This window comes from Agromyces sp. GXS1127, from assembly GCF_050565425.1.
Classification (GTDB): domain Bacteria; phylum Actinomycetota; class Actinomycetes; order Actinomycetales; family Microbacteriaceae; genus Agromyces.
In genome coordinates, this window is sequence record NZ_JBOCIG010000001.1 from 60,535 (window position 1) to 76,048 (window position 15,514).

A 15,514-nucleotide genomic window follows, 5' to 3' on the forward strand; every position below is an offset into this window, starting at 1 on the left:
CCTGCAATGTCGCACCACACCCCTGACCAGGCCCCCCTCACCGAGGCGACCCGCGCGGTCGACTCGGCCGAGCACGGCATCACCAAGAAGGGCCTGTCCGCCGGATCCGTCGGCCTGATCGGCGCGATCGTCATCGGCATCTCGTGCATCGCGCCCGCGTACACGCTGACCGCCGCGCTCGGCCCGACCGTCTCCGAGGTCGGCACACAGGTGCCGGCGATCATCCTGCTCGGGTTCATCCCGATGCTGCTCGTCGCATTCGGCTACCGCGAGCTCAACCGCCGGATGCCCGACTCGGGCACCTCGTTCACCTGGGCGACGCGTGCCTTCGGCCCATGGATCGGCTGGATGGCGGGCTGGGGCCTCGTCGCGGCGACGATCCTCGTGCTCTCCAACCTCGCGGGCATCGCGGTCGACTTCCTCTTCCTGCTCATCTCGCAGGTCGCGGGCAACCCCGAGATCGCCGACATCGCGGCGAACCCGTTCGTGAACGTCGTGGTCTGCCTGCTGTTCATGCTCGGCGCGACGATGATCTCGTACCGCGACATGCGCACCACGCAGAAGCTGCAGTACTGGCTCGTCGGCTTCCAGGTCGCCGTGCTCGTGCTGTTCTCGGTCGCGGCGCTCGTCGAGGTCGCGAACGGCAACGCGTTCGACGCGACGCCGATCGAGCTCAGCTGGTTCAACCCGTTCGCGGTGAGCGACTTCAGCGCGCTCGCGGCGGGCCTGTCGCTGTCGATCTTCATCTTCTGGGGCTGGGACGTCACCCTCACGATGAACGAGGAGACCAAGGGCGCCGAGAAGACGCCGGGTCGCGCCGCGACCCTGTCGGTGCTCATCATCGTCACGCTCTACCTGCTCATCTCGGTCTCGCTCATCTCGTTCGCGGGCGTCGGCACCGGCGAGTTCGGCCTCGGCAACCCCGACATCCAGGACAACGTGTTCTTCGCGCTCGCCGGACCCGTGCTCGGCCCGCTCGCGGTGCTCGTGTCGCTCGCGGTGCTCACGTCGTCGGCGTCGTCGCTGCAGTCGACCTTCGTCTCGCCCGCTCGCACCCTCCTCGCGATGGGCCACTACGGCGCCCTGCCGCCGAAGTTCGCGCAGGTCAGCCCGCGCTTCTTCACGCCCGGGTACGCGACGATCGTCTCGGCGGTCGTGGCATCCGTCTTCTACGCGGTCATGCGGTTCGTCAGCGAGAACGTGCTCTGGGACACGATCACCGCGCTCGGCATGATGATCTGCTTCTACTACGGCATCACCGCGTTCGCGGCGGTGTGGTTCTTCCGCAAGACCTGGTTCCGTTCGGTGCGCGAGTTCTTCTTCACGCTGCTGTTCCCGCTCGTGGGCGGCGTCATCCTGTCGGTGCTCTTCGTGACGACCCTCGTCGACAGCATGGACCCCGACTACGGCAGCGGCTCGAACATCGGCGGCGTCGGCCTCGTGTTCATCCTCGGCATGGTCGTGCTGCTCACTGGCGTCGTGATCATGATCTGGCAGGCGATCAAGCGCCCGGCGTTCTTCCGGGGCGAGGTGCTCTCGCGGGCGTCCGCCGACTGAACCCGTGCGGGGCCGGTGTCCTCACCGTGCCGGCCCCCACGTGAACGCGAACCGCCTCGCCGGCGACACCCGGCGGGGCGGTTCGGCGTTGCGGACTGCCGCGCCGGGCGCCGCGCCCCGTGCCTCGCGCTCGCCCGCGTGCTCGAGAGGTCGCGGATGCAGGGTGCGGCCGTGCATCTACGACTTCTCGATGCCCGGCACCAGGTGGTGCGGTGCGGTGCGGTGGGCGGCCCGCCGGGCTACTCGTCCATGGGTGCCGGGGTCGCGCCCGTGTACATCCCGTAGACGAGGTCGGCTGCGGCCGCCGCGGTCGCGGGGTCGGCGCCGGCCGCGACATCCGCTCGCGCCCAGGCGTCGGCGCTCAGTCGCATGAAGGCCAGGCCATCGTCGGTCTGCAGCCATTCCGCCGAGTTGTCGGGCCGGATCTCGCGCGTGGTGAAGTGCAGTGCGAGGCCGAGCAGCGCGCCGTCCCAGCCGATGCCGGTGGGGGAGGGGCCCATTTGCGCCCACATCTCGTCGGTGACGTCGGCGGCGCGCGCGACGTGCTCGAGTTCGAAGCGCGTGCGCTCCGCGTCGACCTCGGTGAGCCGGACGGTGATCCACGTCGTGCCGCCGCCGTACTCCCAGGTCGCGGTGAACGAGTTCGGCGCGTCGCACGCGGTGACGGTGCCGCCGGCGTTGCCCTCGAGTTGGTACCGACCGCCGAGGCGCAGGTCGCCGCTCACGGGCAGGAACCAGCGCGGGATGCGCTCGGCCGTCGTGAGCGCGTCCCACACGTCGTCGATCGGCGAGGGGTAGGTCTGGGCGAGGGTCTGCACGCGCATGCGCTCGCCGTCGCGTTCCTCGGTCGCGACGCCGCGGTCGACGGCGTCGATCTGTGCTCGGATGTCCATGTCAGTGCTCCTGCTCGGGTGGGTGCGATGCTGCGGCAGCGGATGCCTCGAGTCGGCGTTGCCGGCGGCCGCGTGCGAGTTCGGTGCCGAGCGCGTCCAGTCGCGGCGTCCAGAACCGCTCGAAGGGCGTGAACCACTGCGCCGCCTCGGCGAGCGGCTCGGGGTCGAGCGCGTAGAGCCGGCGGGTGCCGTCGGCGCGCACGGTCGCCAACCCGGACTCGCGCAGCACGCGCAGGTGCTGCGAGACGCCCGGCTGGCTGATGCCGAACTCGGCCTGCACGATCCGCCCGACGTCGCCTGCCGCAAGCTCGCCGTCGGCGAGCACCTCGAGGATCCGGCGGCGGACCGGGTCCCCCAGGATGTCGAGCGCGTGCATGGCAGCTATTATTCAGCTGTTACTTATATAAGTCAATACCGAAGGAATGGTCCGGCCGGCACTCCGCCGGCGTTTCGAGCTGCCGAGCGGTCGCAGATGGCGAGTTGCCCCGACCATCCGCGACGTCTCGATGCGGGTCGGCCGGGCGGCACGCGCCCGCGCCGGGGTTCCACGCGCGGGCAGCGGCGGATACCGTGAGCGTGGGCGCCCGACGGCGGGCGACAGGGGAAGGACGGGCCGTGGCCTCGTACGACGACATCATCGCCAACATCCCGATCGCCGATCTTGCATCGAGGCTCGGCGTGGACGAGGCCACCGCGCGGGCGGCGGTCGACCAGGCGCTGCCGGCGCTGCTCGGCGGCATGGGGGCGAACGCGCAGGATGCCGCGGGCGCGGCCTCGCTCGAACGCGCCGTGCAGCACCATCCGCCGCAGCTGTTCGAGGGCGGCGTGAACCTCGACGAGGTCGACGAGGACGACGGCGACAAGATCGTGCACAACGTCTTCGGCGCGAACACCGACGAGGTGGTGCAGAAGCTCGGATCGAGCGGCGGGAAGGCCGAGCCCGGGCTCATCCAGAAACTGCTGCCGATCCTCGCGCCGATCGTGCTGAGCTTCCTGGCGTCGCAGTTCACCAAGCGCACGCAGGGGTCGTCGCCCGACACGTCGACGGGCGGCGGCGGCGGCATCGGCGACCTGCTCGGCGGGCTGCTGGGCGGCGCGGCCGGCGGGTCGGGAGCGACGGGCGGATCGACCGGCGGCCTCGGCGGCCTCGGCGGGTTGGGCGACCTGCTCGGGGGCCTCCTCGGGGGCGGAAAGCGCTGAGGCGTCGCGCGGGCTCGAGCCCGCGGCATCCGCTCGCCCGCCCTCGACGAAGCCGCGCGAAGCGCGCTGCGTAGACTGGCACGGTGCCAGTGAACCCCGAGCTGCAGGGGCGCGTGTTCGCGCCGACCGCGCCGTACCTCGTCGGCCGTGAGAAGGTGCGCGAGTTCGCGCGCGCCGTGTTCGCGGCCAACCCGATCAACCACGACGTCGACGCCGCGCGCGCCGCCGGCCACGCCGACATCGTCGCGCCGCCGACGTTCGCCGTCGTCGTGCAGGAGCACACGCTCGCGCAGCTGCTCGCCGAGCCCGACGCGGGCATCGACTTCTCGCGCGTGGTCCACGGCGACCAGCGGTTCACCTCGACGCGGCCGATCGTCGCAGGCGATGAGCTCACCGCGACCCTGACCGTCTCGAGCGTCAAGACGCTCGGCGCGCACTCGATGGTCACCGCCGAGTCCGTGATCACCGACGCGGAGGGCGCGCACGTCGTCACCGCGATCTCCACCCTCGTCGTGCGAGGAGACGACTGATGCCCGAGACCGTCGCCGCCCCCGCGGCCCCCGACTTCGACGCGCTCGCCGTCGGCGACGTGGTCGCCGAGCGCGACTTCCACCTGACCCGCGACTCGCTCGTCCGCTACGCGGGCGCCTCGGGCGACTTCAACCCGATCCACTACCGCGACGACGTCGCCGCGTCGGTGGGCCTCCCGGGCGTGCTCGCGCACGGCATGCTCACCATGGGCCTCGCCGTGCAGCCCGTCGTCGACTGGGCGGGCGACCCCGGGCGCGTCGCCGATTACCAGGTCCGGTTCACCCGGCCGGTGGTCGTCGATCCCGAGGCGGGGGCGGATGTCTCGGTGTCGGCCAAGGTCGGCCAGCTCGACGTCGAGGCGCGCGCCGCGCGCGTCGACCTCACCGTGAGCTTCGAGGGTGCGACCGTGCTCGGCAAGGCGCAGGTGCGCGTGGTGCTCGCCTGACATGAGCGAGCAGCACGACATCCCGTTCGCCGACCTCACGACGCTGCGCGTCGGCGGCCCGATCGGCCGGCTCGTCACGGCGACGACGTCGACCGAGCTCGTCGACCTCGTGCGGGAGGCCGATGCGTCGGGCGGCCGATGGATGGTCCTCGGCGGCGGGTCGAACCTGCTCGTCGGCGACGAGGGCTTCCAGGGCACCGTGATCCGGATCGCGACGAGGGGCATCGAGGTGCTGCCCGGCGCCCAGCCCGGCAGCGTCCACCTGCGCGTGCAGGCCGGCGAGGTCTGGGACGAGCTCGTGGCGTTCGCGGTCGAGCGCGGGTTCTCGGGGCTCGAGTCGCTCAGCGGCATCCCCGGCTCGGTCGGCGCGGCGCCCGTGCAGAACATCGGCGCCTACGGCCAGGAGCTCTCCGACGTGCTCGTCGCGATCGAGTTCCTCGACGAGGGTGCCGACCGGTCGCGCCGCATGTCGGCCGACGAGCTCGAGCTCGGGTACCGCACCTCGGTGCTGAAGCAGGGCCTCGCGGGCGTCGTCGTCTCGATCGAGATCGCCCTGCACGACACGACCGCCGAGCGCGAGGTGCTCGGCCAGGCGCTCGGCACCCCAGTCGCGTACGCGCAGCTGGCGGGTGCGCTCGGCGTGCAGCTCGGCGACCGCGTGCCGATCGCCGACGTGCGCGAGGCGGTCCTCGCCCTCCGCTCGGGCAAGGGCATGGTGCTCGATCCCGACGACCCCGACTCGGTGAGCGCCGGCTCGTTCTTCACCAACCCGATCGTCTCGGAGCGCGTCGCGCGCACGCTGCCCGGCGACGCGCCGCGCTGGTACGTCGAGCCCGAGGAGCCCGACGAGGTCGTGCCGCTCGCCGAGCTCGAGGCGAAGTCACCGCTCGACGCCTTCCTCGCCCACCAGGCCGAGGTCGAGGCGGCCGAGGCGCACAGCCGCGCCGACCCGTCGGAGCCGCTCGTGAAGCTCTCGGCCGCGTGGCTCATCGAGCACAGCGGCATCCGTCGCGGGTTCGCCCTGCCGGGCTCCCGGGCGGCGATCTCGTCGAAGCACACGCTCGCCCTCACCAACCGGGGCGGCGCGAGCGCCGAGGAGCTCGCGCAGCTCGCGCGGTTCGTGCAGGGCCGCGTGCAGGCCGAGTTCGGGATCGTGCTGCACCCCGAGCCGGTGCTGGTCGGCGTCGAGCTCTAGGGCGAGGTGACGGATGCCGCGGCTCGCGGCGTCGGCTGCGTCGCGTTCGTTCGCGCGATCGGGTTCAGGCGCGGCGCGCGCCGTGGTGCACCGGAGTGCGCGGGCCGTCTGCGGGCGACGTCGACGCGTCCTGCGGGGCGCGGGCGCGCTCGCCGCGGCGGATGAGCCCGACGATGCCGAAGAGCGCAACGAGCACGCCGACCGCGATCAGGGCGTAGAGCGCAGCGGCGAACGGGCTGAGCGTCGTGAGCCATTCCGCAGTCGCGACCTGGCGCGTGGGATCGACCAGGATCCACAGCGTGAGCGCGGCCGTTCCGCCGAACACGAGCGCCCACACGAGCGCGCCCCAGCGGATGGTCGGTCGCGTCGTCGGGTCGGCCCCGGCCCCGGCCGCATCCCCGGCAGCGGATGCCGCGTACACCGAGTCGGCGACGGGTGCTGCGGCGTCGGCCGGCTCGGCGAAGAGCGGGCCCGTGGCATCCGTCTCGATCGGTGCAGTCGGGCCGGTGGTGGTGGGTCGTTCGCTGTTCTCGGTCATGTGCTCGCTCATTCGTAGGTCTGGACGTAGACGTCGCCGTTGTGCTGCGTGAGGTCGAGGGACGCGTCCACGCTTCCGTCGGCCCGTTCGCCCGGGTGGAGGGCCCGAACGCCGGTGCTGTCGATGACGAGCGCGCCCCGGTCGAGGCCCCCGATCTGCCGCCGGGAGACCATGCCGTCGGCGTCGTACGACACGATGTCGATGGCCCCGGCGTCGCTCGCGTCGAGCAGCAGCACCGCGTCGCGCTCGACCGAGATCCAGGCGTTCCCGAGCCACTGCGTGAGTTCGATGCGTGGGCCGGGGGCATCGAGCGGTGTGACGCTCACCCAGGTGTCGCCGATCGGCTGCACGATCCGCTGCGACGAGCTGCCGACGGCCACGCCTTGGCCGGGGAGGAGAAGGCGGCCCTGCGTGCCGATGGCGGCGCCGACGACGCCGACCAGCATCGCGAGAACCGTCATGAGCGTGAAGAACGCGAGCGCTCCGCTGCGTCGTCGACGCAGGGCGGCGACGACCATACCGAGCGCGAGCACGAGGGTCGCCGCGGCGAGCGCGACCGGCACCGTGAACGCGCCGACGTCCGGGCCTCCGAGCGCCCACAGGGCGACCGCCGCGCCGATGACGAGGGCGAGACCGAGCATCGTGAACACGAACGCGGCGCTCGCGCGAGGGCGGCTGCGGCGGCGCGCGGCGCGCGCGGCTTCGGCCTGGGCGGCGAACGCGCGGGCCTTCTCGCGGTTCTCGGCAGCGGCCTGCGCCTTCGCCGCGCGCATCGCCTGGTCCTGCCCCGTCTTCCACTCGGCGTGTGCGATGCGCCACGCCTCGTGCTGCTCGCGCCACTCGGCGACCGCTGCGGCGTCGGGGCCCGCGGCGGGCGCGGGCGGCTCGGTGGTCGGGGCGGTGTCGGATGTCGCGGGGGCCGCGCCCGGGTCGGCGACGGGCTCGGCGTCGGCGGGAGGAGCGGACGAGCCATCCGTCATCACTGCGGATGCGGCCTCCGCACGCGAGATGCGGGTGTCGCCGCCGGTCGGTGGGTTCTGGGAGGCGCGCTTCGCGAGCCAGACGACGAGCGCGACGACGCCGCCGACGACGAGCACGGTCCAGGTCACGCGGAGCGGCACGGAGAGGTCGAACCCGAACATCGGGACGGCGAGGAATTCCGAGTCGTCCCACATGCGCCAGCCGAACCAGCCGCCCTGGATGAGCGGGATGAATCCGAGCACGGCCATGACCGCGATGCCGACGACCGCGGGGTCCACGATGCCCCGCGTCAGCCGCTCGAGGTGGATGCGCCCCTCGGTGTCGGGCAGCAGCAGCCATGCGATCGCGTAGAGCAGCACGAACGGCGCGCCGAGCAGGGCGACCACCGCGACGATGCCGCGCACGATGACCGGGTCGATGCCGAGACGCGTGCCGACTCCGGCGCACACGCCGCCGAGCCAGCCGGCATGCCGGGGCAGCCCGAGGCGGCGGAGCCAGGCGTAGAAGCCGGGGCCCGCCGTGTCGTGGTCGGGCCCGGCCGGGGCGCCGACGCCAGAGGACCGATCTCCAGGAGCCGAACCGACCGCCCCGGCAGCCGACGGGCCGGCCTGCGCGGAGTCCCCCTGCACGCCGTCCGGCGCTGGGTCGGTCGGCGGGGCGGTCTGGTTCGTCTCCATGCCTCGAGGCTGCCAGCCGCGCCGATCGGCCCGCCATGGGGTGAGTCCCTGATTCGACCCTGAACGGCACTCGGGGCGCGGTCGGGGCGGCGCCCGTCTGCTTGGATGGCAGCCATGGAACCGAGGATGTCGCGCCCGCGCGCCTGCGTCGCCACGGGCGTCGCGGCGGGGCTCGCCGAGCACCTCGGGTGGTCCGTGCTCGTCGTCCGCGGGGCGTTCGTGGTGGCGACGTTCGCCGGAGGCGCCGGCATCCTGCTCTACCTCTGGCTCTGGGCGCTCACGCCCTGGGAGCCGGGGGAGGCGCGGCCCACGCGCAGCGCGCCGGTGGCGTGGCTGCTCGTCGCGGGGTCGGCGGCGGTGCTCGGCGTCGCGTGGCTCACGAGCGGGCGTGCGATCGGCCCGCTCGCCGTCGGGCCGGGGTGGTGGTTCGGGGTCGTCCTCGCCGGCATCGGGCTCGCCGTGGCATCCGCCGCCTGGGCGAGCTTCATCGATCGCCCCGAACCGGAGCGCGGACCCCGGCACGAGCTCACGATCCGGCTCGTCGCGACGGGGATGCTGCTGGTGACCGCCGCCGCGCTGGTGTTCGGCGAGACGGCCGCGTGGTTCCCGGCGCCGACGTTCCTCGTCGCGCTCGCCGCGGTGCTCGGCATCGGGCTCGTCTACGCGCCGACCCTCGTGACCGCCTGGCGCGACCTCACCGAGGAGCGCACGAAGCGCATCCGCGAGGAGCAGCGCAGCGAGATCGCCGCCCACCTGCACGACTCGGTGCTGCAGACGCTCGCGCTGATCCAGAACCGTGCGGGCGCGACGAGCGAGGTCGCCCGCATCGCCCGCGCGCAGGAGCGGGAGCTCCGCGACTGGCTCTTCGACGGCGAAGCCGCGCCCGACAGCGACCTCGGCACCGACCTCCGCGACTTCGCGGCCGCGCTCGAGATCGAGTACCCCGTGACGGTCGACGTGGTCGCGGTCGGAACGTCGGGCGAGCGCGCGAGCGGCGAGCTCGCCGCCGCGGCGCGTGAGGCGATGCTGAACGCGGCCCGCCACGCGGGCGGCGAGGTGTCGGTCTACGTCGAGGGCTCGCCCGACGCCGTCGAGGTGTTCGTGCGCGATCGCGGTGCGGGCTTCGACCTCGGCGGGGTTCCGAGCGATCGCCTCGGCGTGCGGCAGTCGATCATCGGGCGCATGCGCCGGGCCGGCGGCTCGGCCGAGGTGCACGCCGGTGCGGGCGGGGTCGGCACCGAGGTGCGGCTGCGGTTCCCGGTCGAGCGGGTGGCGAGCATCGGGACGGAGCACCTGCGTGGCTGAGGCGTCCGTCCGCGTCGTCGTGGTCGACGACCACTCGATCTTCCGGTCGGGCCTGAAGGCCGACCTCGACGCGTCGATCGAGGTGGTCGGCGAGGCGCACGACGTCGAGTCCGCGGTGCAGGCGGTGACGGATGCCGCGCCCGACGTGGTGCTCCTCGACGTCCACCTGCCCGGGGTCGGCGTGCCGGCCGGGTCGAGCGGCGGGGCCGAGGTGATCCGTCGGGCGGCGCCATCCGTGCCCGCGACGCGGTTCCTGGCCCTGAGCGTGTCGGACAAGGCCGAGGACGTCGTCGGCGTCATCCGCGCGGGCGCCCGCGGCTACATCACGAAGGGCTCATCGGGCGCCGACGTGACGCGCGCCGTGCACGCGGTCGCCGAGGGCGACGCGGTCTTCTCGCCGAAGCTGGCCGGGTTCGTGCTCGACGCGTTCGGCGCGGCCGTCGGCGAGACCGCCGCCGCACCCGACGAGCTCGACCGGTTGTCGGCACGCGAGCAGGAGGTCATGCGGCTCATCGCGCGCGGGTACGCCTACAAGGAGGTCGCCGCGGAGCTCTTCATCTCGACGAAGACCGTCGAGACCCACGTCTCGGCGGTGCTGCGGAAGCTCCAGCTCTCGAGCCGGCACGAGCTCACCGCCTGGGCGAACGCGCGCCGCCTCCTCTGATCCGAGGTGTTGCACCGCATCGCGCGGTGGTACACTCGCGGCATGCCCACCCTCCGGCCGCGATTCCAGGTCACCGAGACCCCCGAGGTCGAACGCGCCTTGCGCGCCGCCGCGAGGGCCTGGCCCGGTGCAGGCCGGGCCGAGCTGGTCTCGCACATCTTCGAGCGGGCCGCGGCGACGCTCGAACAGGAGGAGCGCGACCGGGCGGGCGAGTGGCGAGCCACGGTCGATCTCACCGAGGGCGCCCTCGACGTCGCCTACGAGCCGGGCTACCTCGAGAATCTGCGTGCGGAGTGGCCCGAGTGATCGTGCTCGATGCGAGCGTGGTCATCGCGCACCTCGCCTCGCACGACGCGCACCACGCCGACGCCACGCAGTTCTTCCGGGAGCACCCCGACGAGGGGTTCCTCCTGCATGCCATGACGCTGACCGAGGTCCTCGTTGGACCGATCCGCGTCGGGCGGGGCGCGGTCGCCCAGCAGCACCTCGGTTCGCTCGGCATCGCGGAGTGGTCGCCCGGCGAAGGTGGGGCGTTCCGGCTTGCGCGACTGCGCGTCGAGACCGGGCTGAAGCTGCCGGACTGCTGCGTGCTCGACGCCGCCATGACGACGCGGCATCCGCTCGCGACCTTCGATGACCGGCTCGCCCGCGCGGCGGCCGAGGTGGGCGTCGCGGTCGTCGACCTCAGCTGACTTCAGCGTGCGGGCGGCTGCGTCGCGGGCCGGTAGACGTCGACCGCGCCCGGAACCACGCGGATGCGCGTGCGATAGCCGGGTGCCGACAGGTCGGCGGATGCCGCGGCCGGCGCCTCGAGCGCGACCTCGCCGTCGTGCACGAACCCGGGCGGCTGTCCGTGCCGCGGGCGCACGTCGACCTCGAGGTCGGTGGTCGTGAACGCCTCGACGCGCTCGGGGACGAGTCGGAGCGTTCGCAGCACGGAGGCCGTGCGCTGGCCGAACGCGAGCGCCGCGATCGCGCCCGTCCGCGAGCCGCGGTGCAGCACGCGCACGTCGAGCACGCCGTCGTCGAGTTCGCGTCGCTGCAACGGCGCGTGGATGCCGCGATCGTTGCGGCCGACCCCGACGAACAGCGCCCAGGCCTCGGCGCGGCGGCCGCCGATCACGACCGCGACCGGGTCGGTGCGGCGCAGCACGCGTTCCGCGGCGACGACGCCCGCGAGCCACTTCCCGAGCCGCGGCCGGAGCCGCTCGCGCAGCGCGATGACGTCGGGGTACACGCCGACGGACGCGGCGTTCATGACCGTGATCGGATCGGTCTCGCCGAACGCGAGCTCGGCGACATCCGCTCGCACGCCCTCGCCCGCCTGCAGTGCATCGACCGCATCGTCGGCGGATGTCACGCCCGCCGTGCGCGCGAAGTGGTTGAACGTGCCGCCCGGCACGACGAGGAGCGGCACGCCCGCTCCGCGGGCCAGGTGCGCGACCGCGGCCACCGACCCGTCGCCGCCGCAGACGCCCACGATGCGGGGCGCTGCCGGCCGCGCGAGGGCGTCGGCGACGGCGGCTGCCGGGTCCTCGCCCGGATCGAGGAAGTGCAGTTCGGCGCGCGGCAGGCGCTCCCGCAGCACGGTCGCCGGGTCGGAGCGGACGACGCTCGTTCCGGCCGATGGGTTGAGGACGACGAAGACGCCCTCGCCGTCGGGCGACGCGGGAAGCGCGCGGTCGCGCCCCGGGGCGGCGACGGCCCGATCGCGCGGTGCACGCCGCGCTCGTCCGACGCAACGCGTCCGCGGTGCCGCCCGTCCTGTTCCCACCGGCTCAGCGTACGGGGGTCGACCGTCTCGGCGGGCGCACCGCGGCGGCCGTGCGGCTCACAGCAGCCCGAGCTCCATCGCCCTCGTGACCGCTCGCGTACGGTCGCCGACCTCGAGCTTCTCGAACACGTGGATGAGGTGCGTCTTCACGGTCGCCTCGCCGATGTGCAGGGCGTGCCCGATCTCGGGATTCGACCGGCCGCCGGCGACGAGCCGGAGCACCTCGAGCTCGCGCGGCGAGAGCGTCGGTCCGGCGGGCGCCGAGGCCGAGGCGGCACCCGAGCGCACGCGCGCGACGAGCTTCGCCGCGATCGACGGCGCGAGCACGGTCTCGCCCGCGGCGACCGAGCGGATGCCGGCCAGGATCTCCTCCTGCGGCGCGGCCTTCAGCAGGTACCCGCTCGCGCCGGCCTCGATCGCGGCGAGGATGTGGTCGTCGGTCTCGTAGGTCGTGAGGACGAGCACGCGCGTGCCGGCGGCACCGGCAGCCGATGCGAGGATCCGCTCGGTCGCAGCGGCGCCGTCGAGCACGGGCATCCGGAGGTCCATGAGCACCAGGTCGGGTCGCAACTCGGCGGCGAGGGCGACCGCTTCGGCGCCGTCGACGGCCTCGCCGACGACCTCGATCCCCGGCTCGGACTCGAGGAGCCCGACGATGCCCGATCGGACGATGGGGTGGTCGTCGGCGACGACGACGCGGACCGGCTGACTCATGGTTCCCCTCCCACCCGCCGCACGGCATCGGCGCGGGGCACGATGACGCGCAGCGCCGTGCCGCCCGACTCCCCGGCGCCGAACTCGAGCCGTCCGCCGACGAGTGCGACGCGGTCGCGCATGCCGGCGAGCCCGAAGCCGCCGACGCCGTCGCCCTGCCTCGCCGGATCACCGGGCCCGACCCCGTCGTCCCGCACCTCGAGCACGAGCTCGCCCGTCGCGTCGGCCACCGAGATCGACGCGGTCGTCGCGTGCGCGTGCTTGCGAACGTTGGCGAGCCCCTCCTGCGCGCACCTGAGCACCACGACCTCCAGTTCGCGGTCGAGCCCCGAGGCATCCGTCGTCACCGACACGCGCACGCCCGTCTCGCGCTCGAACGTGCTCGCGAGCCGGCGGAGCGCCTCGCCGAGTCCCGCCTCGGGATCGACCGGCGCGAGCGACGCGACGAGACCGCGCGCCTCGGTGAGCGCCTCGCGGGCCATCTGCTCCATGAGCTCGAGATCGCGGCGGGCGGATGCCGCGTCCGCGCCCTCGACGCCTGCGAGCCGCCGCTCGGTGCGCTGGGCGACCATCACGAGACCGGTGAGGCTCTGCGCGATGGTGTCGTGGATCTCGCGCGCGAGCCGCGCCCGCTCGTCCGCTACGCCCGCGTCGCGGTGCATCGTGGCGAGCTGCCCCTGCGCTGACTGCAGTTCGGCGAGCAGTCGCCCTCGTTCCTCGCCGAACTCGGCGATCCGCGTGACCCAGAGACCGAGCGCGATGCTGAAGCCGACCGACAGCGCGGCCACCACGGCGCCGACCACGATACCCGCGGGCCACTCCCGCACGGCGTAGCCGACGACGATCGCGACCGCGATGGCGAGGTTCGCGACGATCGCACTGCGCGTCGACGGCGATGTCGACCAGACGAACGGGTACAGGAACGCCTGCAGGATCGCGAAGGACGGCTCGATCGCGGTGCCGATCGCCAGGAGCACGGCGTACGCGATCGAGATCGCGAGGTGGGCGCGGGGCGTCGCGACGGGCACGGACCGCCGCCCCCACGCCAGGTGGAGCACGAGGAAGACCCCCGCGACCGCCCAGGTCCCGACGTCGTCGGCGCCGAACGGCGGGTCGAGCAGCGAGATGGCGGCGATCACGACCGTGACCGCGATCGCCGCGGCATCCCACCACCGCACGTTCTGCATGGAATCAGGCTCCCACAGGGGTCTCGTGCCGCGCAGCGCTCACGCGTCGCGTCGGATCCACCGGAAGGTGAGGCGGCTGAGGACGAGGCCGATCACGAGCCAGGCGAGGAGCGCGACCGCGACCCAGCCCAGCTCCCAGGCGCCGTTCTGCTCGAGCACGGCGAAGTCCTCGGGGAGGAACACGGCACGCATTCCCTGCGCCATCCACTTCAGGGGGAAGAGGCTCGCGACGTTCTGCATCCACTCGGGCAGCGCGTAGAACTGCAGGTACACGCCCGAGATGAACTGGAGCACGAGCAGGATCGGGATCACGACCGCCGCGGCCGACTTGCCCGACCGCGGCACCGACGAGAGCGCGATGCCGAGGAACGCCGAGGTCCCGACGCCGAGCACGAACACCCAGGCGAAGGTCGCCCACTTCTCGGGCTCGGTGGGCAGTGCGATGCCGAAGATCGTGCCCGCTGCGAGGAGCAGCAGGCCCGCCTGCAGCACGCCGGTCACGAAGACCTGCCCGATCTTCCCGAGGAAGTACGAAACCGGCGAGAGCGGCGTGCCGCCGAGCCGCTTCAGGGTGCCGTCGGACTTCTCGGTCGCGATGTCGATCGCGAGGTTCTGCACGCCCGAGAGCAGCATGCCCGCGGCGAGCATGCCGGGCAGGTAGTAGGCGCCGACCGAGATCCCCTCCATGCCGGGCGCCGGCTGGATGTCGCCCGCCGAGCTGAACGCGGCCGTGAAGATGCCGAGCATGATGAACGGGAACAGGAAGGTGAAGAACACGGCGTCGGTGGAGCGGAAGTAGCTCGTCACCTCGTAGCCGATGCGGGAGACGCCGAGCGAGAGGCGTCCGGGTCGACGGATGCCGGCGGCGCTGCCGCTCCCGCTGCTCGGGCCGGTGGTCAGGTCGATGGCGGTCATGCGCGGGCCTCCTCGGTCTCGCGGGTCTCCGCGCCGGCGGCGCGGACCAGGTCCAGGTAGATGTCCTCGAGGCTCGGTCTGATGACCTCGAGGTCCTCGGGTTCGCCGCCGAGGTGGCGGGCGACGGATGCCACGAGCTCCGCCGGTCGGTCGGTGCGCTCCTCGCGCAGCGTGCCGTCGGCGTCGCGCCAGCGGACGATGGGAACGCGCGCCTCGGCGCCGCCGAGCTCGTGCACCGGGCCGACGTCGACGAGCCTGCCGCCGATGATGACGCCGGCGCGGTCGCCGAGCTGTGCGGCCTCGTCGAGGTAGTGCGTCGTGAGCAGGATGGTCGTGCCCTCGCGCTTCAGCGAGCGGATCAGGCTCCAGAACTCGCGTCGGGCTTCGGGGTCGAAGCCCGTCGTGGGCTCGTCGAGGAACAGGAGTTCCGGTCGGCCGATGATGCCGAGGGCGACGTCGAGTCGTCGGCGTTGCCCGCCGGAGAGCTTGGCGATGCGCGTGCGCGCCTTGGCGTCGAGCCCGACGGCGGCGATCACCTCGTCGACGTCGCGCGGATGCGGGTAGAGCCCGGCGAAGTGCGCGAGCTGCTCGCGCACGGTCATCGCGATGTTCTCGGTGCCCGACTGGAGCACGATGCCGATGCGGGACTTCCAGTCGAGCCCGCCGTGCGCGGGGTCGATGCCGAGCACGCTCGCGTCGCCTCCGGTGCGCAGGCGGTAGCCCTCGAGGATCTCGATCGTCGTCGACTTGCCGGCACCGTTCGGCCCGAGGAGGGCGAACGTCTCGCCGCGCACGATGTCGAGGTCGATGCCGTCGACGGCCGCGACGTCGCCGTACTGCTTGCGGAGTCCGCGGATGCTGACTGCTGCGGTGGTGTCCATGCCCCGATGGTCCTCCTCGTGCGGGCGGCCCGGTAGCCGTGGAGCGGTCGATTCCGC

18 protein-coding genes are annotated in these 15,514 nt (G+C 73.2%); 9 read left to right on the forward strand and 9 right to left on the reverse strand.

Features of this window, described 5'->3' with window-relative positions:
- The first annotated feature begins 6 nt into the window (after positions 1–6).
- A complete protein-coding gene (locus tag ACQ393_RS00250; RefSeq protein WP_430644808.1) occupies positions 7–1,557 on the forward strand; it encodes an APC family permease in 1,551 nt (516 codons plus the stop codon).
- A 239-nt stretch (positions 1,558–1,796) separates the two neighbouring features.
- On the opposite strand, the gene ACQ393_RS00255 is transcribed toward ACQ393_RS00250, so the two are convergent.
- Together ACQ393_RS00255 and ACQ393_RS00260 are read right to left on the reverse strand one after the other, a co-directional pair.
- Entirely contained in the window at positions 1,797–2,450 is a 654-nt protein-coding gene (locus ACQ393_RS00255; RefSeq protein WP_430644809.1) for an SRPBCC family protein, read from the reverse strand.
- Between the two features lies 1 nt (position 2,451).
- Complete coding sequence (locus tag ACQ393_RS00260) at positions 2,452–2,826, reverse strand: ArsR/SmtB family transcription factor (protein ID WP_430644810.1); 375 nt, start codon at positions 2,824–2,826, stop codon at positions 2,452–2,454.
- Positions 2,827–3,065: 239 nt separating this feature from the next.
- Here ACQ393_RS00260 and ACQ393_RS00265 point away from each other — a divergent pair, with 239 nt between their 5' ends.
- The 4 genes from ACQ393_RS00265 (at position 3,066) to ACQ393_RS00280 (ending at position 5,821) form a co-directional block, all read left to right on the forward strand.
- Complete coding sequence (locus ACQ393_RS00265) at positions 3,066–3,650, forward strand: DUF937 domain-containing protein (RefSeq protein ID WP_430644811.1); 585 nt, start codon at positions 3,066–3,068, stop codon at positions 3,648–3,650.
- An 83-nt stretch (positions 3,651–3,733) separates the two neighbouring features.
- The gene (locus ACQ393_RS00270) at positions 3,734–4,180 is read left to right on the forward strand and encodes an FAS1-like dehydratase domain-containing protein (protein WP_430644812.1); all 447 of its coding nucleotides are present in this window, start codon (positions 3,734–3,736) and stop codon (positions 4,178–4,180) included.
- Positions 4,180–4,626, forward strand: a complete 447-nt coding sequence (locus ACQ393_RS00275) for a MaoC family dehydratase (protein WP_430644813.1) — start codon at positions 4,180–4,182, stop codon at positions 4,624–4,626. The genes ACQ393_RS00270 and ACQ393_RS00275 overlap by 1 nt, the downstream gene beginning before the upstream one ends.
- Position 4,627: 1 nt before the next feature.
- Positions 4,628–5,821 carry a UDP-N-acetylmuramate dehydrogenase gene (locus ACQ393_RS00280; RefSeq protein WP_430644814.1) on the forward strand — a complete coding sequence of 398 codons (1,194 nt, stop codon included), beginning with the start codon at positions 4,628–4,630 and terminating at the stop codon, positions 5,819–5,821.
- A gap of 64 nt (positions 5,822–5,885) precedes the next feature.
- On the opposite strand, the gene ACQ393_RS00285 is transcribed toward ACQ393_RS00280, so the two are convergent.
- Positions 5,886–6,359 carry a hypothetical protein gene (locus ACQ393_RS00285; RefSeq protein WP_430644815.1) on the reverse strand — a complete coding sequence of 158 codons (474 nt, stop codon included), beginning with the start codon at positions 6,357–6,359 and terminating at the stop codon, positions 5,886–5,888.
- Positions 6,360–6,367: 8 nt separating this feature from the next.
- Positions 6,368–8,017: a PspC domain-containing protein gene (locus ACQ393_RS00290; protein ID WP_430644816.1), complete on the reverse strand. Its 1,650-nt coding sequence runs from the start codon at positions 8,015–8,017 to the stop codon at positions 6,368–6,370.
- 114 nt (positions 8,018–8,131) lie between these two features.
- Here ACQ393_RS00290 and ACQ393_RS00295 point away from each other — a divergent pair, with 114 nt between their 5' ends.
- The 4 genes from ACQ393_RS00295 to ACQ393_RS00310 are packed head-to-tail and all read left to right on the forward strand — an operon-like array spanning position 8,132 to position 10,678.
- The gene (locus ACQ393_RS00295; RefSeq protein ID WP_430644817.1) at positions 8,132–9,322 is read left to right on the forward strand and encodes an ATP-binding protein; all 1,191 of its coding nucleotides are present in this window, start codon (positions 8,132–8,134) and stop codon (positions 9,320–9,322) included.
- A complete protein-coding gene (locus ACQ393_RS00300; RefSeq protein ID WP_430644818.1) occupies positions 9,315–9,986 on the forward strand; it encodes a LuxR C-terminal-related transcriptional regulator in 672 nt (223 codons plus the stop codon). Before ACQ393_RS00295 ends, ACQ393_RS00300 begins: the two co-directional genes overlap by 8 nt.
- 42 nt (positions 9,987–10,028) lie before the next feature.
- Entirely contained in the window at positions 10,029–10,292 is a 264-nt protein-coding gene (locus ACQ393_RS00305; protein WP_430644819.1) for a hypothetical protein, read from the forward strand.
- Positions 10,280–10,678, forward strand: coding sequence for a type II toxin-antitoxin system VapC family toxin (locus tag ACQ393_RS00310; RefSeq protein WP_430644820.1), 399 nt, complete (start codon positions 10,280–10,282; stop codon positions 10,676–10,678). Before ACQ393_RS00305 ends, ACQ393_RS00310 begins: the two co-directional genes overlap by 13 nt.
- A gap of 2 nt (positions 10,679–10,680) precedes the next feature.
- Here the strand turns inward: ACQ393_RS00310 and ACQ393_RS00315 are convergent, their stop codons facing one another.
- From ACQ393_RS00315 to ACQ393_RS00335, 5 genes are read right to left on the reverse strand one after another with little or no spacing between them, the layout of a single operon-like run.
- On the reverse strand, positions 10,681–11,760 hold the full coding sequence (locus tag ACQ393_RS00315; protein ID WP_430644821.1) for a diacylglycerol/lipid kinase family protein: 1,080 nt from the start codon (positions 11,758–11,760) through the stop codon (positions 10,681–10,683).
- 57 nt (positions 11,761–11,817) lie between these two features.
- Positions 11,818–12,474, reverse strand: a complete 657-nt coding sequence (locus ACQ393_RS00320; RefSeq protein WP_430644822.1) for a response regulator — start codon at positions 12,472–12,474, stop codon at positions 11,818–11,820.
- Positions 12,471–13,661: a histidine kinase gene (locus ACQ393_RS00325; RefSeq protein WP_430644823.1), complete on the reverse strand. Its 1,191-nt coding sequence runs from the start codon at positions 13,659–13,661 to the stop codon at positions 12,471–12,473. Before ACQ393_RS00325 ends, ACQ393_RS00320 begins: the two co-directional genes overlap by 4 nt.
- 39 nt (positions 13,662–13,700) lie before the next feature.
- The gene (locus ACQ393_RS00330) at positions 13,701–14,576 is read right to left on the reverse strand and encodes an ABC transporter permease (RefSeq protein ID WP_430644824.1); all 876 of its coding nucleotides are present in this window, start codon (positions 14,574–14,576) and stop codon (positions 13,701–13,703) included.
- Positions 14,573–15,457, reverse strand: coding sequence for an ABC transporter ATP-binding protein (locus ACQ393_RS00335; RefSeq protein WP_430644825.1), 885 nt, complete (start codon positions 15,455–15,457; stop codon positions 14,573–14,575). The genes ACQ393_RS00330 and ACQ393_RS00335 overlap by 4 nt, the downstream gene beginning before the upstream one ends.
- Positions 15,458–15,514: the final 57 nt, after the last annotated feature.